This window comes from Streptomyces sp. T028 (assembly GCF_048159505.1).
Classification (GTDB): Bacteria; Actinomycetota; Actinomycetes; order Streptomycetales; family Streptomycetaceae; genus Streptomyces.
Genome location: NZ_JBLRVZ010000006.1, coordinates 278749 through 304725, shown reverse-complemented (window position 1 = coordinate 304725; position 25977 = coordinate 278749). Strand labels below are relative to the sequence as shown.

Annotated in this window: 20 protein-coding genes; 11 read left to right on the top strand and 9 right to left on the bottom strand. The window is 72.9% G+C overall.

The features are described 5' to 3' along the window. Positions 1-10 precede the first annotated feature (10 nt). The 3 genes from ccrA to ACLZN2_RS07050 form a co-directional block, all read right to left on the bottom strand. Positions 11-1354 carry a crotonyl-CoA carboxylase/reductase gene (gene ccrA, locus ACLZN2_RS07060; RefSeq protein WP_416977497.1) on the bottom strand — a complete coding sequence of 448 codons (1344 nt, stop codon included), beginning with the start codon at positions 1352-1354 and terminating at the stop codon, positions 11-13. 413 nt (positions 1355-1767) lie between these two features. Continuing rightward, positions 1768-2583 carry a TetR family transcriptional regulator gene (locus tag ACLZN2_RS07055; protein ID WP_416977496.1) on the bottom strand — a complete coding sequence of 272 codons (816 nt, stop codon included), beginning with the start codon at positions 2581-2583 and terminating at the stop codon, positions 1768-1770. 169 nt (positions 2584-2752) lie between these two features. After that, on the bottom strand, positions 2753-4558 hold the full coding sequence (locus tag ACLZN2_RS07050) for a 3-hydroxyacyl-CoA dehydrogenase family protein (RefSeq protein ID WP_416977495.1): 1806 nt from the start codon (positions 4556-4558) through the stop codon (positions 2753-2755). Between the two features lie 430 nt (positions 4559-4988). Here ACLZN2_RS07050 and ACLZN2_RS07045 point away from each other — a divergent pair, with 430 nt between their 5' ends. Both ACLZN2_RS07045 and ACLZN2_RS07040 read left to right on the top strand, forming a co-directional pair. Beyond that, positions 4989-5558 (top strand): adenylosuccinate lyase, encoded by a 570-nt coding sequence (locus ACLZN2_RS07045; protein WP_416977494.1) that lies wholly within the window; start codon positions 4989-4991, stop codon positions 5556-5558. A gap of 169 nt (positions 5559-5727) precedes the next feature. After that, positions 5728-6876 carry a tryptophan dimethylallyltransferase family protein gene (locus ACLZN2_RS07040; RefSeq protein WP_416977493.1) on the top strand — a complete coding sequence of 383 codons (1149 nt, stop codon included), beginning with the start codon at positions 5728-5730 and terminating at the stop codon, positions 6874-6876. Between the two features lie 151 nt (positions 6877-7027). Here ACLZN2_RS07040 and ACLZN2_RS07035 read toward each other — a convergent pair whose 3' ends face one another. Continuing rightward, positions 7028-8602 carry an alpha/beta hydrolase gene (locus ACLZN2_RS07035; RefSeq protein ID WP_416977492.1) on the bottom strand — a complete coding sequence of 525 codons (1575 nt, stop codon included), beginning with the start codon at positions 8600-8602 and terminating at the stop codon, positions 7028-7030. Positions 8603-8761: 159 nt separating this feature from the next. After that, entirely contained in the window at positions 8762-9841 is a 1080-nt protein-coding gene (locus ACLZN2_RS07030) for an Rv2578c family radical SAM protein (protein ID WP_416977491.1), read from the bottom strand. 230 nt (positions 9842-10071) lie between these two features. On the opposite strand from ACLZN2_RS07030, the gene ACLZN2_RS07025 reads away from it, so the two are divergent. The 4 genes from ACLZN2_RS07025 (at position 10072) to ACLZN2_RS07010 (ending at position 16650) form a co-directional block, all read left to right on the top strand. Further along, on the top strand, positions 10072-10515 hold the full coding sequence (locus ACLZN2_RS07025) for an SRPBCC family protein (RefSeq protein ID WP_416977490.1): 444 nt from the start codon (positions 10072-10074) through the stop codon (positions 10513-10515). A 150-nt stretch (positions 10516-10665) separates the two neighbouring features. Then, entirely contained in the window at positions 10666-13104 is a 2439-nt protein-coding gene (locus ACLZN2_RS07020; RefSeq protein ID WP_416977489.1) for an MFS transporter, read from the top strand. Between the two features lie 142 nt (positions 13105-13246). After that, entirely contained in the window at positions 13247-15733 is a 2487-nt protein-coding gene (locus ACLZN2_RS07015; RefSeq protein ID WP_416977488.1) for a SpoIIE family protein phosphatase, read from the top strand. 191 nt (positions 15734-15924) lie between these two features. Then, positions 15925-16650 carry a class I SAM-dependent methyltransferase gene (locus ACLZN2_RS07010; protein ID WP_416977487.1) on the top strand — a complete coding sequence of 242 codons (726 nt, stop codon included), beginning with the start codon at positions 15925-15927 and terminating at the stop codon, positions 16648-16650. A 356-nt stretch (positions 16651-17006) separates the two neighbouring features. Here the strand turns inward: ACLZN2_RS07010 and ACLZN2_RS07005 are convergent, their stop codons facing one another. Next, positions 17007-17624: a rhodanese-like domain-containing protein gene (locus tag ACLZN2_RS07005; protein ID WP_416977486.1), complete on the bottom strand. Its 618-nt coding sequence runs from the start codon at positions 17622-17624 to the stop codon at positions 17007-17009. Between the two features lie 73 nt (positions 17625-17697). On the opposite strand from ACLZN2_RS07005, the gene ACLZN2_RS07000 reads away from it, so the two are divergent. Continuing rightward, positions 17698-17976, top strand: a complete 279-nt coding sequence (locus ACLZN2_RS07000; RefSeq protein WP_416977485.1) for a metal-sensitive transcriptional regulator — start codon at positions 17698-17700, stop codon at positions 17974-17976. A 60-nt stretch (positions 17977-18036) separates the two neighbouring features. Here the strand turns inward: ACLZN2_RS07000 and ACLZN2_RS06995 are convergent, their stop codons facing one another. From ACLZN2_RS06995 to ACLZN2_RS06985, 3 genes are read right to left on the bottom strand one after another with little or no spacing between them, the layout of a single operon-like run. Beyond that, positions 18037-18780: a sulfite exporter TauE/SafE family protein gene (locus ACLZN2_RS06995; RefSeq protein ID WP_416977484.1), complete on the bottom strand. Its 744-nt coding sequence runs from the start codon at positions 18778-18780 to the stop codon at positions 18037-18039. Then, positions 18777-19115, bottom strand: coding sequence for a rhodanese-like domain-containing protein (locus ACLZN2_RS06990; RefSeq protein WP_416977483.1), 339 nt, complete (start codon positions 19113-19115; stop codon positions 18777-18779). Before ACLZN2_RS06990 ends, ACLZN2_RS06995 begins: the two co-directional genes overlap by 4 nt. A 27-nt stretch (positions 19116-19142) precedes the next feature. Beyond that, positions 19143-20588 carry a rhodanese-like domain-containing protein gene (locus ACLZN2_RS06985; protein WP_416977482.1) on the bottom strand — a complete coding sequence of 482 codons (1446 nt, stop codon included), beginning with the start codon at positions 20586-20588 and terminating at the stop codon, positions 19143-19145. 203 nt (positions 20589-20791) lie between these two features. On the opposite strand from ACLZN2_RS06985, the gene ACLZN2_RS06980 reads away from it, so the two are divergent. Genes ACLZN2_RS06980 through ACLZN2_RS06965 form a run of 4 tightly spaced genes read left to right on the top strand, consistent with a single transcriptional unit; the run spans position 20792 to position 25946 of the window. Beyond that, the gene (locus tag ACLZN2_RS06980; protein ID WP_416977481.1) at positions 20792-21625 is read left to right on the top strand and encodes a M55 family metallopeptidase; all 834 of its coding nucleotides are present in this window, start codon (positions 20792-20794) and stop codon (positions 21623-21625) included. A 44-nt stretch (positions 21626-21669) separates the two neighbouring features. Further along, entirely contained in the window at positions 21670-22986 is a 1317-nt protein-coding gene (locus ACLZN2_RS06975; protein ID WP_416977480.1) for a M20/M25/M40 family metallo-hydrolase, read from the top strand. Between the two features lie 15 nt (positions 22987-23001). Next, complete coding sequence (locus ACLZN2_RS06970; protein ID WP_416977479.1) at positions 23002-25020, top strand: prolyl oligopeptidase family serine peptidase; 2019 nt, start codon at positions 23002-23004, stop codon at positions 25018-25020. Then, positions 25017-25946 (top strand): S66 peptidase family protein, encoded by a 930-nt coding sequence (locus tag ACLZN2_RS06965; protein ID WP_416977478.1) that lies wholly within the window; start codon positions 25017-25019, stop codon positions 25944-25946. The genes ACLZN2_RS06970 and ACLZN2_RS06965 overlap by 4 nt, the downstream gene beginning before the upstream one ends. The last annotated feature ends 31 nt before the right edge of the window (positions 25947-25977 follow it).

The window sequence follows — 25977 nt, the reverse complement described above, 5'->3', positions numbered from 1 at the left end:
ATGGTGCGGATCAGATGTTGCGGAAGCGGTTGATGGCGTCGAGGTGCTTCGCGCGCATCTCCTCGTCGCGCACGCCGAGGCCGTCCTCCGGGGCCAGGCACAGGACGCCGACCTTGCCCTGGTGGAGGTTGCGGTGCACGTCGTAGGCGGCCTGGCCGGTCTCCTGGAGGGAGTAGACCTTCGACAGCGTCGGGTGGATCTTCCCCTTCGCGACCAGCCGGTTGGCCTCCCAGGCCTCGCGGTAGTTGGCGAAGTGCGAGCCGATGATCCGCTTCAGGGACATCCACAGGTAGCGGTTGTCGTACTCGTGGGTGTACCCCGAGGTCGAGGCGCAGGTGACGATCGTGCCGCCCTTGCGGGTGACGTAGACGGAGGCACCGAAGGTCTCGCGGCCGGGGTGCTCGAAGACGATGTCGACGTCCTCGCCGCCGGTGAGCTCGCGGATGCGCTTGCCGAAGCGCTTCCACTCGCGCGGGTCCTGCTCGTGCTCGTCCTTCCAGAACCTGTAGCCCTCGGCGTTGCGGTCGATGATCGCCTCGGCGCCCATCGCGCGGCAGATGTCCGCCTTCTGGGGGCTGCTCACCACACAGATGGGGTTGGCGCCGCCCGCGAGCGCGAACTGCGTGGCGTACGAGCCGAGTCCGCCGCTCGCGCCCCAGATCAGGACGTTGTCGCCCTGCTTCATGCCGGCGCCGTTGCGCGAGACCAGCTGCCGGTAGGCGGTGGAGTTGACCAGACCCGGGGCGGCGGCCTCCTCCCACGACAGATGACCCGGCTTGGGCATCAGCTGGTTGGACTTGACCAGCGCGATCTCGGCGAGGCCGCCGAAGTTGGTCTCGAAGCCCCAGATGCGCTGCTCCGGGTCGAGCATCGTGTCGTTGTGGCCGTCGGACGACTCCAGCTCGACGCTGAGGCAGTGCGCGACGACCTCGTCGCCCGGCTTCCAGGCGTTGACGCCGGGGCCGGTGCGCAGGACGACGCCCGCGAGGTCGGAGCCGATGACGTGGTACGGCAGGTCGTGGCGCTTGGTGAGCTCGGAGAGCTTGCCGTAGCGCTCCAGGAAGCCGAAGGTCGGCAGCGGCTCGAAGATCGAGGTCCACACCGAGTTGTAGTTGACCGAGGAGGCCATGACGGCCACCAGGGCCTCGCCCGGGCCGAGCTCGGGCAGGGGAACCTCGTCGAGGTGGATCGACTTGCGCGGGTCCTTGTCGCGGGTCTCGAGCCCGGCGAACATGTCCGTCTCGTCCTTGTGGACGGTGATCGCGCGGTACGACTCGGGAAGCGGCAGGGCCGCGAAGTCGGCCGGCGTCGCTTCCGGTGACTGGATCGCGTCCAGGATGTCCTGAGTGGTCACGGTGTTGCCTCCGGCGGTGAGCGCCCTGAGGGAGGGGCGCTGAGGGTTACGTCGGTGCTGCTGAGGGGTTCGGGGAAGTGCCGTCGGTTCGGCGGGGGTGCTGTTCGGCAGCGCTTTGTGGCGCGGGAGGTTGCCTGTGACGCAGGCGTCCGGGCGCGCGGACCGTCGGTCTGCGGGGACAGCCGGCGTACGAAAGGTCTCTGCACGCCGGCCGCCCGGACCCTTTCAACGTATGACACCGCGTGTCACCCCGCAAGGCACTGAGTGCCAGAACTTCGCCTCAGATGAAATCTTTACGTAACAAATGAGCGATGATCGATCGAACGGGGTCTGAAATACGCCTGAAAAGATGCCCTGACATGCCAAAACGGCCACCCGGGGCGGGTGGCCGTCATCACAGGGCGAAGGTGTGGTCAGCGCTCCTTGAGGGCCTGTTCGATGGCGCGCATGACCTCGTGGAGCGGGGCGTCGGTGCGGGCGACCGTCACCAGCACCTCGCCCTGCGCGGAGACCGCCGCGGGGGCCTGCCGGCCGGGCGCGCCGCCGTTGCGTCCCGCGCCGATGCCGGTCCCGAAGGTCCGGCGGACGATCGCGAAGGCGTGGTCGAGCTGGGCCTCGACGTCGCCCTGCCCGCCGGCCCTCAGCCAGCGCCGCAGCACATGGTTGTGGGCGGTGACCACGGCGGAGGCGGCGACCTCGGCGAGCAGCGGGTCGTCGTTGGCGTCGTCGTCGTGCGCGTGCTCGTCGAAGTGGCCGAGGAGGTAGCGGGTGAACAGCCGCTCGTAGCGGGCCACCGAGGCGATCTCCGCCTCCCGCAGGGTGGGCACCTCGCGGGTCAGCTTGTAGCGGGCGACCGAGATCTCCGGCCGCGCCGCGTACATCCTCATGACCTCCTTGATGCCGCGGCACACGGTGTCGAGGGGGTGCTCGTGCGCCGGGGCCGCGTTGAGGACCGCCTCGGCGCGGATCAGGGTGTCGTCGTGGTCGGGGAAGATCGCCTCTTCCTTGGAGCGGAAGTGGCGGAAGAACGTGCGGCGGGCGACACCGGCCGCGGCAGCGATCTCGTCGACGGTGGTCGCCTCGTACCCCTTCGTGGCGAACAGCTCCATGGCCGCGGCCGCCAGTTCGCGGCGCATCTTGAGCCGCTGGGCGGCCGCGCGGCTGCCCGCGGCACTCTCCGGAGCGTCGGGCGTGGCTGGTGTACGTGGGGACCTGGCGGGCTGGGACATGCCCCGAACGTACTGCATGTGCGCAGCTCGGTGCGCAGGCCCGGGGTTTCCCCCGCCCCGGCCGGGCGGGGGAGAACCGGGCCCGGCGGGCGCGAGGGGCCCGCCGGGGTCGAGCAGTCCGCCCCAGGCCCCACCATCGGCGGAGCCGTCGAACCAGTCGCCGACGCCGTCAGCGGCGGGCATACTCGCGGAAACCCCGGCCCGTCTTGCGGCCGAGGCAGCCCGCGGCCACCAGGTGTTCCAGCAGAGGGGCGGGGGCGAGGCCCGGGTCGCGGAACTCGCGGTGCAGGACCTTCTCGATCGCGAGGGAGACGTCCAGCCCGACGACGTCCAGCAGCTCGAAGGGACCCATCGGGTAGCCGCCGCCCAGCTTCATCGCGGCGTCAATGTCGTCAAGAGACGCGTAGTGCTCCTGCACCATCTTGATCGCGTTGTTGAGGTACGGGAACAGCAGGGCGTTCACGATGAATCCCGCACGGTCTCCACAGTCGACGGCATGCTTCTTGATCCGTCCACACACCTCGTGAACTGTTGAGTGGACGTCCTCGGCCGTCAACACCGTACGGACGACCTCGACCAGCTTCATGGCCGGCGCCGGGTTGAAGAAGTGCATCCCGATGACGTCCTGCGGACGCGAGGTGGCGCGGGCGCAGGCGACGACCGGCAGCGACGAGGTGGTGGTGGCCAGCACGGCACCCGGCTTGCAGACCTTGTCGAACGTCGCGAACAGCTGACGCTTGATCTCCAGGTCCTCGGCGACCGCCTCGACGGCCAGGTCGACGTCGGCGAAGGCGTCGTAGGACCCGGCCGGGGTGATCCGCTCCAGGGTCTGCGCGGCGGCCTCGGCGGTCATCCGGCCCTTGTCGACCGAGCGTGCGAGGTTCTTGCCGATGCGGGCCTTCGCCGTCTGCGCCTTCTCCTCGCTGCGGGCGGCCAGGACGACGTCGTAGCCCGCCTTGGCGAACACCTCGGCGATACCGGACGCCATCGTGCCGGAACCGGCGACACCGACGCTGCGGACCTCGCGGCCGGGCGTGCCGGAGCCACCGGCTGCGGGCGTCAGCGCGTCCGCGACGACCGTCGCGCCGCCGGGTGCCTCGTAGGTGTAGAAGCCACGGCCCGCCTTACGGCCCGTCAGACCGGCCTCGCTGAGCTGCTTGAGGATCGGGGCGGGCGCGTGCAGCCGGTCGCGCGACTCGGCGTACATCGCCTCCAGGACGGTACGGGCCGTGTCGACGCCGATCAGGTCGAGCAGCGCCAGCGGGCCCATCGGCAGTCCGCAGCCGAGCCGCATCGCCGCGTCGATGTCCTCGCGGGAGGCGTAGCGGGCCTCGTACATCGCGGCGGCCTGGTTGAGGTAGCCGAACAGCAGCCCGTCCGCGACGAATCCGGGGCGGTCACCGACCGCGACCGGCTCCTTGCCGAGGTCCAGGGCGAGGTGGGTGACGGCGGTGACGGCGGCCGGCGCGGTCAGCACCGAGGAGACCACCTCGACCAGCTTCATCGCGGGCGCCGGATTGAAGAAATGCAGGCCGAGGACGCGCTCCGGGCGCGCCGACTCGGCGGCGAGCCGGGTCACGGACAGGGCGTTGGTGCCGGTCGCGAGGACCGTCTCCGGGCGCACGATCGCGTCCAGCTCACGGAAGATCTGCTGCTTGACCTCGTACGACTCCGGCGCGACCTCGATCACCAGGTCGGCGTCGGCCGCCGCGCGCAGGCCGGTTGCGGTGCGGACCCGGGCCAGGGCTTCGGCGCGCTCCTGCTCGGTGAGCCGCCCGCGCCGCACGGCATGGGCGGTGGAGGCCTCCAGGACGGTGAGCGCACGGGCCGCCTGTGCCTCGCTGATGTCGATGCCGATCACCTCGCGGCCGGCCTTGGCCAGGACCTCGGCGATGCCGGTGCCCATGGTGCCGAGGCCGACGACGGCGATCGTACGGAGCGGGGACAGAGAGGTGTCGGAGAGGGGAGTGGCCATCGTGGGACTCCAGGAGAAGAGGGTGACGACTGGGAAACGCCCCCGGGTGCGCCGGGAGAACCTCTGCGAGGCCTGGGCGCACCGGGTGCGGAAAAGGGATGCGGGTGGTGCCGGGCTACGAGCGCACACGCCCGGTGCCGGTCGCCGGGGGCGCGCACAACGCCCTTCGGACGAACGGGAGATCCGACCGGCCCTGTCCCGTGGCCGGGTCGTGCAGCGGTACGTGGTACCGAACCGACTTCTCTCGCGGAGGCTGCGTCACCAGGCCGCCGCGAGGAGTGATGCGAGTGGGTGACTCGCTCGTATGAGCTTAACCGGGGAGTAACGAGCGCGCCAGCCCCCGGCACTGTGACCTGTTTCTCTCCGGCCCCCGCGCGGTGGCGTACGCCGGGGCACGCCGTGCCAGGGGCGGCTGTCCTAGGCTCGGGCCATGGACGAGGAGTTGCGGGCGCTCACGGAGCGCTTACGGCGGGAGTCGGGCGGCGCGGCACTCTACGAGCGGCTGGCGGCGGAGGCGGATCCGGGCGAACTGGCGGCCGTGCTCACCGAACCGGGGCGGCCGCTGTGGGCCCGGGAGGTCGCCGCCTTCCGGCTGGGGCTCGCCGGGGACCGGCGCGCCTTCGAGGCACTGGTCCTGCTGCTCAACCACCGCGACCCGCCACGCTGTGCCTCAGCCGCCTATGCCCTGGCTCGTCTCGGCGATCCCCGCACCGCCCGCGCGGCGGCCGCCCTCGCCACCAACGAACTGCGCGTCGCCTACGCCCTGCACCCCGTCCGCCTCCTGGTGGAACTGCGCGCGCCGGAGTCGGTGCCCGCCCTGATCGTCACTCTCCGGCGCCGGCTGACCCCGCACGACCCCTACCGGCGCGTGGCCCTCGCGTGTGTGGAGGGCCTCGGCGTGCTCGGCGATGACCGCGCCCGGCCCGTTCTGGACGACGCCCTCGCCCATCCGGCGCTCGCGGAGGCCGCTGTACGCGCACTGGCGCGGCTTCCCCGGTAGCACTGACTTACCGTCAACAGCCTTTTATCGCCAATTAGTTCGAGATTTGAATACCCGTTCGAGGGGAAGATCGCCTTCCGCCGAAATCCGGCTCGGCATGCCCACAGGGCTGCTGCCGACGTGACCGCGGACAAGGCCGGACCATTCCGGCTACGGAGGGTGAGAGACAGTGACCAGTGCGCAACTCCCGGACGAGATGGACGAGATATCCGACCTGGCCCTACGTCAAGACCCGGTAAAAACCTTCGGGCAGTTCCTCGAGGAGAAATGGGCAGCGGTCTGCCGTGGTCTGGGGATGGATCCCTGGGAGACGGAGACCGTCCTCGAGGATCTGCGAGAGGTGCTCCACCCATGGGGCGCGCGGCCCGTGGGAACGCGGTGCGAACCCCCCTCGTTCGTCTCGGCCGACGGCTTCCCCGCCGAACTGTCCGTCAGTTGGAAGGCCGGCCGGCCCGAGGTCCGCATACTGTTCGAATCGCTCGGCTCCGACGGCACCCCGCTCGGCTGCCAGGAGGCCGGGCGGGCGCTGACGCGCCGGCTCGCCGGGAGTCCCGGGACGGACGTCGCGCGGTACCTGAGCATCGAGGACCTGTTCCTCACGTCGGACCCCGAGCGCTACCGGGCCACCCTCTGGCATTCCCTGGCCTGGAGACCGGGGCACCGGCCCCACTACAAGGTCTACCTCAACCCGCAGGTCAACGGGCTTGACCGGGCGTACGAGGTCATGGCGGAGGCCATGCACCGGCTGGGCCTTGCGGAGGCCTGGCGACCGGTGGCGGACCGCGGAAGGGAACTCGTGAAGCAGGGGCACGAGCTGGAGCTCATGGCCCTCGACCTGGACGCCGGGAACACCTCCCGGGTCAAGGTCTACTACCGGCACCTTCCCATGGAGATGGAGGAACTGGACACCGTGGCGGCCCTGGCGCACCGCTACGAGCCGGCCCGGGCGGCCCGCGCGCGTTCCGTCATCTACGGGCGGGACAGCGGCACCGTGACCAACGAGCCGATGACCTGCCTGGCGTTCCGCGAGGGCACACCCGGCCCCGAGGAGGCCAACCTCTATCTGCGCCTGCCGGACAACACCCGCGATGACGCGGAGGCGGCCGCCCGCATCGCCCGGCTCATGGACCTCGAGGGAATCGACCCCCGTCCGCTGGCCGGGATTCTGCGGGAGTTGAGGGCGGGCGACCCGGAGGAAACCGGCCGGCTGCAGGAACTGTGCAGCTACCGGACGATCTCCCCGCAGACGCCCGCCGACATAGGCCTGTACCTGCGGTTCGGCATGTACGCCGCCCATGAGGCCGGTATCCCGGCCTGAACCCGAAGCGACCCGTCCGAGGTGAGGTGACGGCCCCTCAGCGGCCCCTCAGCGGCCCTCCAGGACCGGCGCAACGGCTCCGTGCGGTCAACGGCGACCTCGCGGAGCCCTCGCGGAAACCTCGCGGAACTCTTCTCGCGGGGCGGGCCGTTCAGCCGCGGAAGCCCAGCAGCCCGTGCAGGACCGAGCCGTGCGCCGCCGGCGAGGCGACCTTGCCGGTCAGGGGCTTGGGATCGGGCAGGGCCTTGCACGTCGCGTCGACCGCGCCGGTGCCGCGCGGGACCGTACCGTCGGTCAGATAGGCCGCCAGGTGCTTGTCCAGGCAGTTGTTCCCGCTCAGCGTGATGCCGTGGTTCCCCCCGCCCTGCTCGACGACGAGGCTGGAGCCGTGCAGCAGGGTGTGGACGGTGGCGCCGCCCTCGTACGGGGTGGCGGCGTCGTTCGTCGCCTGGAACAGGAGGACGGGCGGCAGGTCGCCGTTGGTGATGTTCACCGGTCCCCGTGACCTGGTGGGCCAGAACGCGCACGGTGCATTGTACCAGGCGTTGTTCCAGGCCATGAACGGCGCCTTCCGGTACGTCCTCCAGTTGTCCGCGCGCCACGTGTCCCAGTCGCGCGGCCAGAACGCGTCCCGGCACTGCACCGAGGCGTAGACGCTGTACCCGTTGTCCCCGGAGGCGTCCACGGCGGCGAAGTTCTTGTAGGCCTGCACCAGCGGATCGGCCTTCTTGTCGTTGACGTACGCCGCGAACGCCTTGGCGAGATGGGGCCAGTAGCCGTCGTAGTAGCCGCCCGGCAGGAACGTGTCCTCCAGCTCGGCGGCGCCCACCTTGCCGCCGGCGGGCTTGCGGGCCAGCGCCGCCCGCATCGCGTACCACTTCGCCTCGACCTTTTCGGGATCCCCGCCGAGCCGGTACGTGGCGTCGTAGCGGGCGATCCACGCCATCAGCGCGCGGTGCCGGTCGTTGAACGCGAGATCCTGCGTGAGGTTGTCGTCGTACCAGACGCCCGTGGGGTCGACGACCGAGTCGAGGACCAGGCGCCGCACCCGCCGCGGGTACAGCTTGGCGTAGACCGCGCCGAGGTAGGTGCCGTACGAGTAGCCGAAGTAGTTCAGCTTCGGCGCGCCGGTGGCGGCGCGGATCGCGTCCATGTCGCGTACGGCGCTGACCGTGTCGATGTACGGCAGCACGCGCGCGTACTTCCTGCCGCACGCCTCGGCGAAGGACCGTGCCCGCTTCAGGTTGGCCTCCTCGACCGCCTCGCCGGCCGGCACGGAGTCCGGGCGCACGGGGCGGAAGTGGCCGGGGGCGCAGTCGAGGGCGGGTGTGCTCTTGCCGACCCCGCGCGGGTCGAAGCCGATGACGTCGTACTGGGCCGCGACCGCCTTCGGCAGCGACGAGGCGACGAAACCGGCGAGGGAGAGCCCGCGCCCGCCGGGCCCGCCGGGATTGACCAGCAGCGGCCCCTGGTACGTCTTCGCGGTGTGCGGGACACGGGAGAGCGCCAGGGTGATCTTCTCCCCGCCGGGGTCGTCGTGGTCGAGCGGCACCTTCAGGGACGCGCACTGCAGCGTCGGCTGGTCGGTGGTGGCGCACTTCTTCCAGGTGAGCTTCGCCGCCTGCGCGGCGGCCGCGGGCACCGGGGCCGCGCCGGCCGGCACGGCCGTGACGGTCCCGGCCAGGACGACGGCGGTGGCGCACAGCACGGCTGCGCGAGTGTTCAAGGAGTCCTCCCAGGACGGAGGTGGCCTCGGAAGGCCGGGCCGCGTGGCTCACGGCCCTCGCGGCATCGTCCCGGAAAGATCGTCCGGACATACGTAATGTGAGCGGAGTTGACCCGATTGGGTGCGGGATGCGCCCGGCCGGGGAGGTGACACAGGCTCTCAGATCAGAGTGAGCTGGGTCGGTCCCGAGGAGGCGTGCTCCGGCGCGGCACCGGGCGCGTACCCCGGCGTGGGCTCCGTCTCCCGCTCCGGCGGCCGGATGCGGCGCGGCATCCCCGCGGGCGTGGGCCCGATGCCGTACTCCTGGGCCAGTTCGTGCACCTGACGGGTGATCCGGCGCTGGTACCACTTCGGGGCGTAGGCGCCGTCCGCGTACAGCCGCTCGTAGCGGCGCACCAGGTGCGGGTGGTGCTGTCCGAGCCAGGCCATGAACCACTCGCGCGCCCCGGGGCGCAGATGCAGCACCAGCGGGGTGACGGAGGTGGCGCCCGCCGCCGCGATCGCCCGTACGGTGGCCCGCAGCTGAGCCGGCTCGTCCGAGAGGAACGGGATCACCGGCGCCATCAGCACCCCGACGCCCAGACCGTGTTCGGTGAAGGTCCGTACGACGTCCAGCCGCCGCTCCGGGGCCGGTGTGCCCGGCTCGACGGTGCGCCACAGCTCGGTGTCGGTGAAGCCGACCGAGACGGACAGGCCGACGTCGGTCACCGCGGCGGACTGCTTCAGCAGGTCCAGGTCGCGCAGGATCAGCGTGCCCTTGGTCAGGATCGAGTAGGGGTTCGCGTGGTCGCGCAGGGCGGCGAGGATGCCCGGCATCAGCCGGTAGCGGCCCTCCGCGCGCTGGTAGCAGTCGACGTTCGTGCCCATCGCAACGTGCTCCCCGTGCCAGCGGGGCGAGGCCAGCTGGCGGCGCAGCACCTCGGGCGCGTTCACCTTGACGACTATCTGGGTGTCGAAACCGATCCCGGTGTCCAGGTCCAGATAGCTGTGCGTCTTGCGGGCGAAGCAATAGACGCACGCGTGCGTACAGCCACGGTAGGGGTTCACCGTCCACTCGAACGGCATCCGTGAGGCGCCCGGCACCCGGTTGAGGACCGTGCGGGCCCGGACCTCGTGGAACGTGATGCCGGCGAACTCGGGCGTGTCGAACGTACGGGTCGTGACCGCGTCCGCGCCGAACAGCGCGATGTCCGCCGGCCGGTCGTGGCGGGACTCCAGGGCGAGGTTCTCCCAGCGCATGACGCCTCCTCTGTAGCACTGCCCATGCACCTGGGCCCACAATAGAACATGTGTTCCCATGATCGTGCGAACGGGCGTCTGCCTCGGCGTTTCGCGCACCCCGTGATCGTTTCCCCGACCCCGATTTGGGCGCCCGAGGAGCGGGGTGGTTGGCTTGCCCTTCCCGGAAACGCTCAGCAACCCTGAGCAACCCCGAGCAACCTTGAGCAACACGGACCTGGAGGAACTTCATGGCGCAGGTCGAGGCCACCACCGAGCGGGTCGTCGCGGCGGACCCCGACAAGGTGTTCGACGCGCTCGCCGACTACAGCGGCGCGCGCGCGAACCTGCTGCCCGCCCACTTCAGCGAGTACGAGGTGCGCGAGGGCGGCGACGGCGAGGGCACCCTCGTCCACTGGAGGCTCCAGGCCACCAGCAAGCGCGTCCGCGACTGCCTCCTGGAGGTCACCGAGCCCACCGACGGCGAGCTGGTCGAGAAGGACCGCAACTCCTCCATGGTCACCGTCTGGCGCGTCACCCCGGCCGGCGAGGGCAAGGCCCTCGTGGTCGTCACCACCACCTGGAAGGGCGCCGGCGGCATCGGCGGTTTCTTCGAGAAGACGTTCGCCCCCAAGGGCCTCGGCCGCATCTACGACGAGATCCTCGCCAAGCTCGCCGCCGAGGTCGAGAAGTAACAACCCCCGGGCGACGACCGCCCGCGACGCCCCTCACCGGTTCGGGTGGATTCCGCCCATGACCGGGACGGCGCCGTAACCCGTCGCGCCTGCGCCGAGTTGCCGCTTCACGCGGGAACCGTGCGGCAGGTGCGACGAGGGGAGCGGCCCATGGGCGGGACCACACTGGTGCGGGACGAGCCGGTCACGGCACCCCACCCGCCGGACCTCCCGCCCCGGCCGCCCGCCGCCGGCACCGCCCCGAGCCCCCGCCGGGCCCGCCTGATCCTCCTCGGCCTGCTTCCGGCGCTGTTCCTCGCCGCCCTGGACCAGCTGACCGTCGCCACCGCCCTGCCGACGATCGCCGGTGACCTGCACGGCCTGGACCGGATGACCTGGCCGGTCACCGCCTCCCTCCTCGCCGCCGCCGTCGGACTCCCGCTGTGCGGCGGACTCGGCGACCGTTTCGGCCGCAAGGGCGTCCTCCAGTGCGCGCTCGCCGTGTTCGTCGCCGGATCCGCGCTCGCCGGACGAGCCCAGAGCATGGACCAGCTGATCGCCTTCCGCACCCTCCAGGGCCTCGGGGCCGGCGGAGTCCTCGCCGGTGTCCAGATCATCGCCGCCGACATCGTCCCGCCCCGGCGGCGCGCCCGGGGCGCGGGCGTCGTCGGGGCCGTCCTCGGCCTCGCCTCCCTCGCCGGACCCCCGCTCGGCGGCCGGCTCACCGACCACCTCTCCTGGCGCTGGTGCTTCTACGTCGAGATCCCGCTCGGCCTGCTCGCCCTGACCGTCGTCACCCTCGCCCCGAAACCTCCCGAGCCGCAGCCCCGGCCCCGCCTCGACGTACTCGGCGCGCTGCTCCTCGCCGCGGCCTCCACCTGCCTGGTGCTGCTGGCCTGCTGGGGCGGCACCCGGTACGCCTGGGACTCCGGCGTCGCCGTCTGCCTCGCCTCCGGAGCGGCCGCCGCAGTCGTCCTCTTCCTCCTCGCCGAGGCCATCGCCACCGACCCCCTGATCCCGCCGCGCCTGTTCCGCGACCGCGTCTTCAGCGTCACCGGACTCGTCGGCCTCGCCTCCGGCGCGGCCCTGTCCGGCGCGGCGAGTTCTCTGCCCGCCCACCTCCAGCTGGCCGGGAGTGCCTCCGCCACCGAGGCCGGGCTCCTCCTGCTCCCGCTGACCGGCGGCATCGTCGGCGCCTCCGTCCTGTGCGGACGGCTCGTCCACCACACCGGCCGCCACAGGATCCCCCCGGTCCTCGGATGCGCCCTCGCCGCCCTCGGCGCGTGGCTGCTCTCCCACCTCGACACCGGCACACCCCGGCTGACGTACAGCCTGTGGACGGCCGTCCTCGGCGCGGGCATCGGCCTGGTGCTGCCCGTCCTCGCCGTGCGGAACTCCCTCGCCGTGCGGAACTCCCTCGCCGTGGGGAACTCCGTACGCCCCGCCGACCGCGCCACCGGCGCCCACACGTACGTCCGCCTGCTCGGCGGTGCCGTCGGCGCCGCACTCTTCGGCGCCCTCCTCACCGCCCGGCTCGCCGACGCCCTCACCGACGCCCTCGCCGACCGCCCGCCCACGCACCCGGCGCCCGGCCTGCCCGACCCCCGCTCCCTCACCCCGCACCTCGTGCACAGCCTGCCCCCGGCCCTGCGCGACACCTACACCAGCGCCTACGCCGACACCCTGCCGGGGATCTTCCTCCTCCTCGTCCCGGTCCTGCTGCTCGGCCTGCTCGCCGCCTGCTTCCTCAGGGAGACCCTCCTGCCGACCGGGACGGCTCCCCATCCCACCGCCGAAACGGAGCCCGTGACCGTGACCGCCCGCATCCCGCAGGCCCGCACGCCGTACACCGCCGGCATCCCCGTCTCCGGCACCGTCCGCCACCACGACGGCACCGCCGTACCCCGCGCCGCCCTCACCCTCATCGACTCGACCGGCACCCAGGTCGGCCGGGGCGCCGGCGGCGAGGACGGCCGCTACGCCCTGTCCACCCCCGGCACCGGCGCCTACGTCCTGATCGCCGCCGCCGACGGCCACCGCCCCCAGGCCGTCACCGTCGCCGTCGACGAACGGCCCGTCGAACTCGACGTCTTCCTCGGCGGCGCCGGACGCCTCACCGGCACCGTCGTCACCGCGGACGGCACCCCGGTCCCCGACGCCGTCGTCACCCTCACCGACGCCCACGGCGATGTCGTAGCGAGCACCCGAGGCGGACGCGACGGCGACTACGCCGTCACCGAGCTGATCGCCGGCGCCTACACCCTCGCCGCGAGCGCCCCCGCCTTCCGGCCGTCCGCCCTCCCCGTCATCGTCCGGGCCTCCCTCGAGACCCGCCAGGACGTCGAACTCGCCGGCGGCTCCGTGGTCCGCGGCACCGTCCGCGACACCGCCGGACGGGCCGTCGAGGACGCGCGCGTGACCCTCCTCGACGCCGCGGGCAACGTCCTCGACACCCTCACCACCGGCCCCGACGGCACGTACCGCTTCGTCGACCTGTCCTCCGGCCAGTACACCGTCATCGCCACCGGATACCCGCCCGTCGCCACCGTCCTGCGGATCGCCGGCGGCGGCCGCACCGAGCACGACCTGCGGCTCGGCCACGAGGACTGACCGGCCCGCGGGCCCGGCGGCGTACCCCGGCGCGCTCCGGTGAAACCAATTACAGAATTGCCGCACATCCCGACCAGCGCGCGCCGTACGGTTGTTGCTGCGGACAGATCTTGCACAGCTCTGGGGAGAGAGGGCCTGGGCCATGGACCGTGGCACCGAGAGGGACACACCTCCCAGCCGCGGAGCGAACAGCGCGGCGGCGGACGGCACCGCCGATCCCGGACGAGTCCCCCTGGCCGTGGTCGTCGTCGACCGCGACGGCCTCGTCTCCCACTGGAGCACCGGCGCACGCCGGCTCTTCGGCGCCGCCAAGGAGGAGGCGATCGGCGAGCCCGCCATCGACCTGCTCCCCGTCTCCGGCGCCCTCCCCGAACCAGGGGACGCCTACGACGAGTACGGCGCCTACGACGGCCTGGGACCCGGCCTGCAGTCCTCCCTCGACCGGGGCCTGAGCTACCCCGCTGCGGGACGTGCCCGACTCACCGTGCCCGGCCAGGAGGACCAGGACCGCGCCGACGTCCTGTGGTGGGCCTACCCACTGGTCGGCCCCGGCCACGAACGGCTGCTCGTGCTCGCCGCCGACGCCGCCGCGCTCCACCACGAACAGCAGGCCGCGGATCCCGCCGCCCCGCTCGCCGTCGAACGCATCGCGCCCGGCTTCGCCCTGCACACCGACTTCCCCGGCGCCGAGGAACTCGCCCGCCGGCTCCCCGACATCCTGCCCAGCATGAGCGTCGGCGAGAGCGCCCGCATCGTCGCCCAGGTCCTCGAACTCGGCTACCCCGTACTGGAGTTCAGTCAGAACGACCGGGTTCCGGTCACCCCCGACTGGGGCGTCGCCCGCCGCGTCGAACGCAGAGCCCGCCGCGAACGCGCCGCCCGCGCCGCCGCCGAGGGACTGCCCCTGCCCGACGGCCTCGCCGACGAGTCGGACGAGGGCGAGGATCTCGAGTACGCCGCCGTGCGCGAGCGCCTGGAGTTCCTCAACGAGGTCAGCGGGCGGATCGGTACCTCCCTGGACCTCTCCCGCACCATCATCGAGGTCAGCAAGGCCGTCGTCCCCCGCTTCACCGACGTCGCCGGCACCTATCTGCGTGAACAGGTCGTCGCCGGAGAGGGGTTCCCCGAAGGCGTGCCGGACACCCGGACCATGTGGCACCGGGTCGCCGTCGAGCACACCGACGAACCCGGCCGCTGGGACGACGTCATCCCCGTCGGCGAGGCCATGCCCTTCCCCGCCCACACCCCGTTCTTCCAGTGCATGACCACCGGCGAACCCGTCCTCGTGCCGCGCATCAGCGAGCAGCTGGGCCACGCCATCGCCTCGCAGTTCGACAAACGCGACATCCGGCCCCTCATCACCGGCCGCTCCATGCTCGTCGTCCCGCTCAAGGCCCGCACCGTCGTCCTCGGCTTCATGATCCTGCTGCGCCACCCCGAGCGCGCGGAGTTCAACGACATGGACCGGGTCACCGGCGCCGAACTCGCCGCCCGCGCGGGCCTCGTCCTCGACAACGCCCGCATGTACACCTACCAGGAGTCCGTCGCCGAGACCCTCCAGGACAGCATGCTGCCGCACATCCCGCCGCGCATGGCGGGCTGCGACATCGCCACCCGCTATCTGCCCGGCACCCTGCTCGGCCGGGTCGGCGGCGACTGGTTCGACTCCGTGAAACTCCCCGGCGCCCGCACCGCCCTCGTCGTCGGCGACGTCATGGGCCACGGCCTCAACTCGGCCGCCATGATGGGCCAGTTGCGTACGGCCGTACAGACCATGGCGGCCATGGACCTGCCGCCCGCCCAACTCCTGCGCAACCTCGACGACCTGGCCCAACGCCTGGGCGACACCTACCTCGCGACCTGCCTCTACGCCGTCTACGACCCCATCGAGGGCGAACTCCACCTCGCCAACGCCGGCCACATCCCGCCGGTGCTGGTGCGCGCCGTGGACGGCCGCAGCGAGCTCCTCGACCTGCCCACCGGCGCCCCGATCGGCGTCGGCGGAGTGCCCTTCGAGTCGGTACGCGTGCGCGTGGAGCCCGGCGACCGGCTCGTGATGTGCACCGACGGCCTGGTGGAGGTGCGTGGCGAGGACATCGGCGTGGGCCTCGCGACGCTGTGCGAGTCCGCCGCACACCCGGCCGCCTCCATGGACGACGCCTGCGACACCATCATCCGCGCCCTCAACACGCGCGGCGGCCGCAAGGACGATGTGGCCCTGCTGATGGCCCGCCTCAACGGCGTCGAACCCGACGACGTCGCCGAATGGCGCTTCCCCCTCGACGCGGCCGAGGTGCCCCGGGCCCGCGCGGTCGTCCGCGAGCAGCTCCACGACTGGGGGCTCGCGAAACTGGCGTACCACGCCGAGCTGATGGTGAGCGAGCTGGTCACCAACGCCGTACGGCACTCCCACCGGCGGCCCGTCGCCCTCAGGCTGGTGCGCGGCGAGACGCTGCTGTGCGAGGTGGACGACGACGACCACGACCTGCCGACCCTGCTGAGCGCCGGACCCGAGGACGAGACCGGACGGGGACTGCGTGTGGTGAGCACCCTGGCCCGGGAGTGGGGGACCAGCCGCACGGGCTCCGGCAAGTCGGTGTGGTTCGAACTGACCCTGCCGAGGCGTTGAGCAACGCGCGGAGAACACAGGGCCGTTGGTCTCCGCGTGCCCCTTCCGACACAGGGGGCGCACAACGGCGTACGCGGCGCGCACCAGGCGTGAAGGAACCGCGCGTCCTGCTTGTGGCCGCATCCCGGGAGCGATAGACCGTACTCGCCCGTCACTCATGGCGGATCGGCGTCGCACCCTGGGGAGTTGGGATGAGCGTGACGATACGGTACCGGGAGGCCTGGGAGGGCTTCTGGCGCGAGGCCCCCGACGACCCCGGCGCGGTTTTCTGGGACGCGGACCCGAAGGTGACCGCCGCCCTCCACCTCGCCCTGTTCGAGCCCCATGTCGCCGACACCGCACTGCCGTTGGTGGACCTCGGCTGCGGCAACGGCACCCAGACCCGCTTTCTCGCCGACCGTTTTCCGAGGGTCGTCGGCGTCGACCTGGCCAACGCCGCCCTCGACCACGCCCGGCGCGCCGACCCCGTGGGCCGGGCGACGTACCGGCTGCTGGACGCCGCCGAGCAGGGCGCCGCCGAGGCCCTGCACGCCGAACTCGGCGACACCCACGTCTACATGAGGGGTGTCCTCCACCAGTGCGAGCCCGCCGACCGGCAGCCCCTCGCCGACGCCATCGCCGCGCTGATCGGCGAGCGGGGCCGGGTCTTCCTCGTCGAACTGGCCGAGGCCGCCGGGGCCGTCCTCGGCGGCCTCGCCCAGAGCCCGGACGGCCCGCCCCCGAAGCTCGCGCCGATCTTCCGCCACGGCATCGCCCCCGGAGAGGTCGCTGACGCCGCCGTCCCCGCCCTTCTGGAAGCGGCCGGGCTCACCGTCCTCGCAAGCGGTGAACTCCCGCTCACCACCACCGAGTCCACCCCGGACGGCACCCTGATCGAACTCCCGTCGAAGTGGCTGGTGGCGGGCCGAACCGACTGACCACCGAGGCGGGTCAGGTGGTGAGCCGGGCGGGTGGACCGCCGAGACCTGGGCAGACGGTGAGCCGGGCGGGTGGGCCGCCTGGGTGGGTCAGGTGGTGAGCCGGGCGGACTGATGGCCGAGCCGGGGCGGGTGGTGATCCGGGTTGGCTGGGGGCCGGGCTCGGTCGGGTGGTGAGCCGGGTTGGCCGAGTGCCGAGGCATGGGCCGGCGGTGGGCCGGGGCGGGGGCCGCCTGGGTGGGGCAGGTGGTGAGTCGGGCGGACTGATGGCCGAGCCGGGGCGGGTGGTGATCCGGGTTGGCTGGGGGCCGGGCCCGGTCATGAGGTGAACCGGGCCGGCTGAGGGCCGGGCCCGGTCAGGTGGTGAGCCGGGTCAGTGTCTGTTCGAAGGGCACCGCGTCGCGGCCCGGCCGGTTGTGCGGCAGCCGGGCGAGCAGGGCGGCCATGCCGCAGGTGTTGGTCGCGCCGGAGAACACCAGTCCGGCGCCGATCAGCCCGGACAGCCAGTGCGCCGGCGGCCATGCCAGACCCACCAGGAACCCGGCGACGACCAGGGCCCCGGCGGCCAGCCGCACCTGACGGTCCATCGGCCAGGGCGTGCGGGCACCGGCCGGCCGCTCCAGCGCATGCCCGGCCGCGGCCCATGCGCCGGTGCCGCCCTCCAGCGTGGCCGCCGGGACCCCGAGGCCCGCGAGCCGGCCACAGCCCCGCTCGGACCGGACCCCGGAGGCGCATACGATCAACAGGGGGCGCCGCCGTGCGGCTTCCGTCAGCGCGGCCGACGCCTCGTCGAGCCGGTCCAGCGGCACATTGTGCGCGCCGGGCAGATGACCCGAGGCGTACTCGCCGGGCGTGCGTACGTCCACGACGGTGAACCCGTCGAGCCGGGCGGCCGCCTCGGCGACGGTGAGCGCGCCGGGAGCGGCGGGAGTGGCGGGGGCGGCAGGGGCGGTCCGGGGGCCGTTCACGTTCACGGAACAGAACCTTTCTGTGGGGTGTTGTCCCGCACGGGTAGAATACCCGCAGGGGTATACAGGAGGAGGAATCGTGCAACTCGACATGTCGGCCGAGGAGCTGAAGTCCGCGCTCAACCGGCTGCGGCGCGCTCAGGGCCAGCTCGCGGGCGTGATCCAGATGATCGAGGAGGGCCGGGACTGCGAGGACGTGGTCACCCAGCTCGCGGCGGTCTCCCGGGCCCTGGACCGGGCCGGTTTCGCGATCATCGCGACCGGTCTGGAGCAGTGCATGACCAGCGAGGACCCGGAGGTCCGGAACTCCACGCAGATGCGGGCCCGCCTGGAGAAGCTGTTCCTGTCGCTGGCCTGAGTTGCGAAGGGGCGCGAAGGGGGGGTGAAGGGGGGCGGCGGGCCTGAACCCGCCCGGGGATCACAGCACAGCCGTCAGGCCCATCCCCGCCGCGACGGTCAGCAGCACCGCGCCGAAGATCCGCTGGAGGGTGGCGGGGGAGACGCGTGCGGCGAGCCGCCGCCCGTCCCACGCCCCGAGTACCGCGGTCGCCAGGAACGGCGTGATCAGGGCCCAGCCCAGGCCGCTCGCCGTATAGGCGCGCGCCCCGAGGGCCACCAGTGCGTTGGCGACGATCACCAGCAGACTCGTGCCCACGGCGGCCCCCATGGGCACGGCCAGCACACCCACCAACGCGGGTACGGCGAGGAAGCCGCCGCCGACCCCGAGGAACCCCGTCACCGCACCGAGCCCGGCCCCGGCCCCGGCCGCGCGGGCCGCCGAGACCGACGCACGCGCGCGTGGGACGCGGCGGCGCAGCATCCGTACGGCCGCCACGGCGGCGAGTGCCGCGAACATCAGGGTCAGCACGGTCTGCGGGATCCGCGTGGACAGGGCGCCGGCCGTCGCGGCGGGCAGCACACCCGCCGCCGCGAACAGCAGCCCCGCCCGCCAGCGCACCGCCCCCACGCGCGCGTGGGCCACAAGAGCGGTGACCGAGGTGACGATCACGATGACCAGGCTCGCGGTGGTCGCCGAGGCCGGGTCGAAACCCAGCAGGTAGATCAGTGCCGGCACGGTCAGGATGCTGCCGCCCGCCCCCAGCGCGCCCAGGGCCAGACCGACCAGGGCCCCGGCGACCAGCGCCAGCACGAAGGCGGTCACAGGACGGTCCCGGCGGCCCCGCCCGTGTCCTCGACGGGCAGGCCCAGGGCGGCCCACTCCCGCATGCCGCCGACCACGTCCGGCACGGGCACACCCCGCGCGGCGAGCAGCACGGCGGCGTGCCGGGAGCGGTTGCCGGACCGGCAGATCAGCACCGGGTCCGGTCCGGCAGGGAGCCCCGCCGAGCCGTCCGCCAGCGCGGACAGCGGTATGTGGACGGCCCCCGGCGCGTGACCGGCGGCGAACTCGTCCTCCGCACGGACGTCGACCAGCACGACCGTACCGTCTCGGAGCAGCCGGTGGGCCTGGGCGGGAGTGATACGGGATTCGGGCATCGCGGTGTCCCTGGGGTCGGCGTGCCGTCAGGCACGGGCGGCGGGGGTTGCTGTGGCGGCCGGAGCCGCGGAACCGACAGGGGCGGCGGGAGCCTCGGGTCCGGCCGAGGTGGTCGTGAGGGGCAGGCCCGCCTCGGCCGCCGCTCCGAAGCCGTCGTCGACCGCCACCACCGCCCGGCCGGCCGCGTCGAGCAGGGACGCGGCGATCGCCGCGCGCATCCCGCCCGCGCAGTGCACCCACACCGTGCCGGACGGCACCTCCTCCAGCCGCCGGTGCAGCTGGTGGACCGGGATGTGGACGCTGCCCTCGATCCAGGGGGCGGCGGCCCGCTCGCCGTTCCGGCGCACATCGAGCACGACGACGTCCTCGCGGCGCGCGCGGGCGGCGGCGAGCCCGGCGAAGGTGGACCGGGGGAAGGAGGCCGTCGCCGCCCCCTCGGGGAGCCAGTCGGCGGGGGAGCCGACGGCCGCCGCGGCCGGCCGGTCGATGCCGACCCGGATCAGCTCCCGCTGCGCCCGGGAGACGTCCTCCGCGCTCGCGGCCAGCAGCGTCACCGGCTTGCCCCACGGGATCATCCAGGCGAGGTAGGTCGCCAGCTGCCCGTCGACCTCGAAGTTGAACGCCCCGGCCACATGCCCCTCGGCGAACGCCACCCGGCCGCGCAGGTCCACCACCCACTCACCGGCCGCGAGCCGCCGGGCGAGCTCGGCCGCGTCGGCCCGCCGGGGCGGCGTCAGATCCACCGGCGCGGGCCCACCCGCGTTGGCCGGGCCCATGTGCGCGTAGTACGCGGGCACGTCGTCCAGCCCGGCCAGCAGCTCCTTCACGAACGTGTCCACATCCTGGACCAGCGCCGGATTCGACGCCTTCTCCGCGCCGATCGTGCTGCTCTCACCGCCCGCCTGCGTGGCGGAGCAGAAGCTTCCGAAACCATGGGTCGGCAGCACGGACACCTCGTCGCCGAGCTCGGCGACGAGCCGGTGCGCCGAGGCGTGCTGCGCCCGGGCCAGCCGCTCGGTCAGCCGGGGTTCCACCAGGTCCGGGCGGCCCACACTGCCGATCAGCAGCGACCCGCCCGTGAACGCCGCCACCGGCCGCCCGGACTCCTCCAGGACGTACGCGGTGTGGTGCGGGGTGTGCCCGGGCGTGGCCACGGCGCGCAGCACCAGGTCCTCGTCGACCGGCTCCACGTCCCCGTCGGCGACCGGCACACGCGCGTACGCCACCTGCGCCCCGCCCGGCACGAGGTAGCGGGCCCCGGTCAGCCGGGCCAGCTCCAGGCCGCCGGTCACGTAGTCGTTGTGGACGTGGGTCTCGGCGACGGCCACGATCCGCACCCCGCGCCGGGCCGCCGCGGTGATCACCCGGTCGATGTCCCGCGGCGGATCCACGACCACCGCCGCACGGGCGCCCCCCGCCAGGTAGCTGCGGTTTCCCAGTCCTTCGGTCTCCAGGACGTCGGCAAAGAACACGGCACTCTCCCTCGCTGAAAAATTACCCCAGGGGGTATCTGGATATCACCGTAACAGAGATACCCCATGGGGTATTCTGAACGGTGTTCCGCCCCAAGGCCCCGCGTGCCTTCGCCCGCCCGGGGCCCCGGCCCTCGCGTCTGCGGCGTGATCCAAACGGCAGGCCCTAAGCTCGGCAGCCTCCAGCGGAAGGGGCTCCGGACGTGAAGATCCTGATCAGCGCCGACATGGAGGGCGCCACCGGCGTCACCTGGCCGGCCGACGTGCTGCCGGGAACCCCGCAGTGGGAGCGCTGCCGGTCGATGTTCACCTCGGACGTCAACGCGGCCGTCCTCGGCTTCTACGACGGCGGCGCCGACGACGTCGTCGTCAACGAGGCCCACTGGACCATGCGCAACCTTCTCCTCGAACGCCTCGACGACCGCGCCGAGATGCTCACCGGCCGCCACAAGTCCCTCTCCATGGTGGAAGGCGTCCAGCACGGAGACGTCGACGGCATCGCCTTCGTCGGCTACCACGCCGGCGCCGGCATGGAGGGCGTCCTCGCCCACACCTACCTCGCCAACTCCATCACCGGCGTCTGGCTCAACGACGTACGCGCCAGCGAGGGCCTCCTCAACGCCCACGTCGTCGCCGAGTACGGCGTACCCGTCGTCCTGGTCACCGGCGACGACGTGGCCTGCGAGGACGCCCTCGGCTACGCCCCCGAAGCGCTGAAGGTCGCCGTCAAGGACCACGTCTCCCGCTACGCCGCCGTGTGCCGGACACCGGCCCGCACCGCCGCCGACATCCGCGCGGCCGCAAAGGAGGCGGCAACACTCGCCGTACGACAGGATCCGGTCGACGGTGGACCGTATACAGTCGCCGTCGAGTTCGACGCCGAACACCTCGCCCTCGCCGCCACCGTCGTACCCGGCGTGACCCGCACCGGCGAACGTAGGATCGCCTACACCAGCGGCACGATGTACGAGGGCATCCGCACCTTCAAGGCGGTCACCACCATCGCCTCGGCCGCGATCGAGGAGCAGTACGGCTGAGCAACGGCTGAGCAGCAGGGCTGAACGCCGGGAACGGGAGCGGGATGGCTGACGCGCAGGCACGGGACGAGGTCGTCCGGTTCACCTCCGACCTCATCCGCATCGACACCACCAACCGGGGCGGCGGCGACTGCCGCGAGCGCCCCGCCGCCGAGTACGCGGCCGCCCTGCTCGCCGACACCGGTCTCGAGCCGGCCCTCCTCGAACGCATCCCCGGACGCACCAACGTCGTCGCCCGTATCGAGGGCACCGACCCGTCCGCCGACGCGCTCCTCCTCCACGGCCACCTCGACGTCGTCCCCGCCGAGGCCACCGACTGGAGCGTGAACCCCTTCTCCGGCGAGGTCCGCGACGGGGTGGTGTGGGGCCGCGGCGCCGTCGACATGAAGAACATGGACGCGATGATCCTGGCCGTCGTCCGCGCCTGGGCCCGCCAGGGCGTACGTCCCCGACGCGACCTCGTCCTCGCCTTCACCGCCGACGAGGAGGCCGACGCAGAGGACGGCGCCGGATTCCTCGCCGACCGGCACGCCGCCCTCTTCGAGGGCTGCACCGAAGCCGTCGGCGAGTCAGGCGCGTTCACCTTCCACGACGGCGCGGGCCGCGAGATCTACCCCATCGCAGCGGGGGAGCGCGGCACCGGCTGGCTCCGCCTCACCGCGCGCGGCCGCGCCGGACACGGCTCCAAGGTCAACCGCGAGAACGCCGTCACCCGCCTCGCCGCCGCCGTCACCCGCATCGGCGAGCACGAGTGGCCGCTGCGCCTCACCCCCACCGTCCGCGCCGCCCTCACCGAACTCGCCGCCCTCTACGGCCTGGAGAGTTCCCTCGACGACCCCGACGCCGTGGATGTCCTGCTGAAGAAGCTCGGCCCCGCGGCCTCCCTGGTCGAGGCAACCGTCCGCAACAGCGCCAACCCGACCATGCTGGACGCCGGTTACAAGCTCAACGTCATTCCCGGCGAGGCCGTCGCCCATGTCGACGGACGTTATCTCCCGGGCACCGAGGACGAGTTCACCGCCACCCTCGACGAACTCACCGGCCCCGACGTCGACTGGGCGTTCCGCCACCACTCCGTCGCCCTCCAGGCACCGGTCGACGCCCCGCTCTACGCCAAGATGCGCGCCGCCGTGGAGGAGTTCGCACCCGAGGGCCACGTCGTGCCGTACTGCATGTCCGGCGGCACCGACGCCAAGCAGTTCTCCCGGCTCGGCATCGACGCCGCCTACGGCTTCGCACCGCTGAAGTTGCCCGAGGGCTTCGACTACCAGGCCCTCTTCCACGGTGTCGACGAACGCGTCCCCGTCGAGGCCCTGCACTTCGGCGTCCACGTCCTCGACCGGTTCCTGCGCACGGCCTAGACGAGCGGGGAGAACGTGCAGATCCTGCCGTACGGTTCCTGGCCCTCACCCATCGACGCGCACCTCGCCGCCACCCACGACGGACGGCCCGAGTACGTCGGCTTCGTCGGCGACGAGGTGTGGTGGACCGCGCCCCGCCCCACCGAGGACGGCCGCCGCACCCTCGTCCGCCGCCACACCGACGGCACCGAGGAGTCCCTCCTGCCCCCGCCCTGGAACGTCCGCAGCCGCGTCCACGAATACGGCGGACACCCCTGGGCGGGAGCCGCGCTGCCGGCCGGCCCGCTCCTGGTGTTCGTCCACCACCCCGACCAACGCCTGTACGCCCGTGAACCCGGCCACGAGCCCCGCCCGTTGACCCCGGTCTCACCCGTCGGCGGCGGACTCCGCTGGGCGGAACCCCAGTTGCTCCTCGACCGGGGCGAAGTCTGGTGCGTCCTGGAGGAGTTCACCGGCCCCGCCCCCACCGACGTCCGCCGTCTCCTGGCCGCCGTCCCCCTCGACGGCTCCGCCGCCGACGACCGCACCGCCGTCCGCGAACTCACCCACGACCACCACCGCTTCCTCACCGGCCCCCGTCTCTCGCCGGACGGCCGGTACGCCGCCTGGCTGGTCTGGGACCATCCCCGGATGCCCTGGGACGGCACGGAGGTACTCGTCGCCGAGATCACCCCGGACGGGACGCTGAGCGGGGCACGGGTGGTGGCGGGCGGCCCGGAGGAGTCGATCACCCAGGTGGACTGGCAACGGTCGACGGGCGGCGGTATGCAATCCACCGCTGATCACATACAGCCTCCCGTCGATGCCATGCGGCTCCCCGGCAACCGCCTCCTGTATGCAAGCGACCGCACGGGCTGGTGGAACCTCTACCGCGACGACGAACCGCTCTGCCCCCGCGAGGAGGAGTTCGGCGGCGCCCTCTGGAAGCTCGGCCTCCGCTGGTTCGCGGCTCTGGACAACGGGCTCATCGCCGTCGTGCACGGCCGCGGCGCCACCACCCTTGGGATCCTCGACCCGGAGACCGGGGAGCTGGTCGACGCGGCCGGGCCGTGGACGGAGTTCGCGTCCACACTGGCCGTGCGCGGGGACCGGGTGGTCGCGGTGGCGGCCAGTCCGCGCACCGGCTACGAGGTGGTCGAGCTGGACGCCCGGACCGGGCGGGCCCGGGTGATCGGCGCCGCGCACGACGACACGGTGGATCCGGTGTACTACCCCGAGCCGCAGATCCGCACCTTCGCGGGCCCCGACGGGCGGGAGGTCCACGCCCACGTCTACCCACCGCACCACCCGGCCTGCGCCGCCCCCGGGCACGAGCTGCCGCCGTACGTCGTATGGGCACACGGCGGCCCCACCGACCGGGCGCCACTGGTGCTGGATCCGGAGATCGCCTACTTCACCTCCCGGGGCATCGGGGTCGCCGAGGTCAACTACGGGGGGTCGACCGGGTACGGGCGCGCGTACCGGGAGCGGCTGAGGGAGCAGTGGGGGGTGGTGGACGTCGAGGACTGCGCCGCCGTCGCCCGGGCCCTCGCCGACGAGGGCACCGCCGACCGGCACCGGCTCGCGATCCGGGGCGGCAGCGCCGGCGGCTGGACCGCCGCGGCCTCGCTGGCCGGCACGGACGTGTATGCGTGCGGCACCATCCGGTATCCCGTGCTGGACCTGGTGGGCTGGGCGACCGGTGAGACCCACGACCTGGAGTCCCGCTACCCGGACACGCTGGTCGGGCCGCTCGCCGAGGTGCCCGCCCGGTATGCCGAGCGGTCGCCCGTCGAGCACGCCGAGCGGATCACCGTACCGTTCCTGCTGTTGCAGGGGCTGCAGGACGTGATCTGTCCGCCGGTGCAGTGCGAGCGGTTCCTGGCCCGCCTGGCGGGCAGGGTGCCGTACGCCTACCTCACGTTCGAGGGGGAGGGGCACGGGTTCCGGCGGGCGGAGACGACCGTGCGGGCACTGGAGGCAGAGCTGTCCCTGTACGCTCAGGTGTTCGGGCTGCGCCCGCCCGGCATCCCCACCCTGGAGCTCGTGCAGTGAAGGACCTCGTCCGGCCGTCCCGGCTCGCCCCCGGCGCCCGCGTGGCCGTCGTCGCCCCCAGCGGACCCGTGGCGGAGGAACGGCTGCAGGCCGGGCTCGATCTGCTGCGCGGCTGGGACCTCGACCCGGTGGCCGCGCCCCACGTCCTGGACCGGGAGCCGTACCTCGGGTATCTGGCGGGCACGGACGCCGACCGCGCCGCCGACCTCCAGCGGGCCTGGTGCGACCCGTCCGTGGACGCCGTGCTGTGCGCCCGCGGCGGCTACGGCGCCCAGCGCGTCGTCGACCTGCTGGACTGGGAGGCGATGCGGGCGGCCGGGCCGAAGGTGTTCGTCGGGTTCAGCGACAACACCACGCTCCACGAGGCGTTGGCCGTCCGCCTCGGCCTGGTCACGTTCTACGGCCCCGTCGCCGCCGGCGTCGACTTCGTCAAGAGCACCCGCGCCCAGGAACACCTCAGGGCCACCCTCTTCGCGCCCGAGACCGTCCGCACGCTCACCTCCACCACCCCCGGCCGCGCCCTCGCCCCCGGCCGCGCCCGGGGCGTCACCCTCGGCGGCTGCCTCACCCTCCTCGCCACCGGATTCGGCACCCCGCACACCCGGGCCGGTGCGCGTGGCGGGCTGCTGCTGATCGAGGACGTGGGGGAGCGGCCGTACGCCGTCGACCGCGCCCTCACCCAGCTGCTGCGCACCGGCTGGCTGGACGGCGTCGCCGGGATCGCGCTCGGCTCCTGGGACCGGTGCGGGCCGTACGAGGAGCTGCGGCCGGTGTTCGCCGACCGGCTCGGCGGGCTCGGGGTGCCGGTCGTCGAGGAACTCGGCTTCGGGCACCGCGAGGGCGCGCTCACCGTGCCCTTCGGGGTGGGCGCCGTCCTCGACGCGGACGCGGGCACGCTCACCCTGGACGAGCCCGCGCTGCGCTGAGAGCCTGACGTGCGGGACGGCGGTTCGCGGC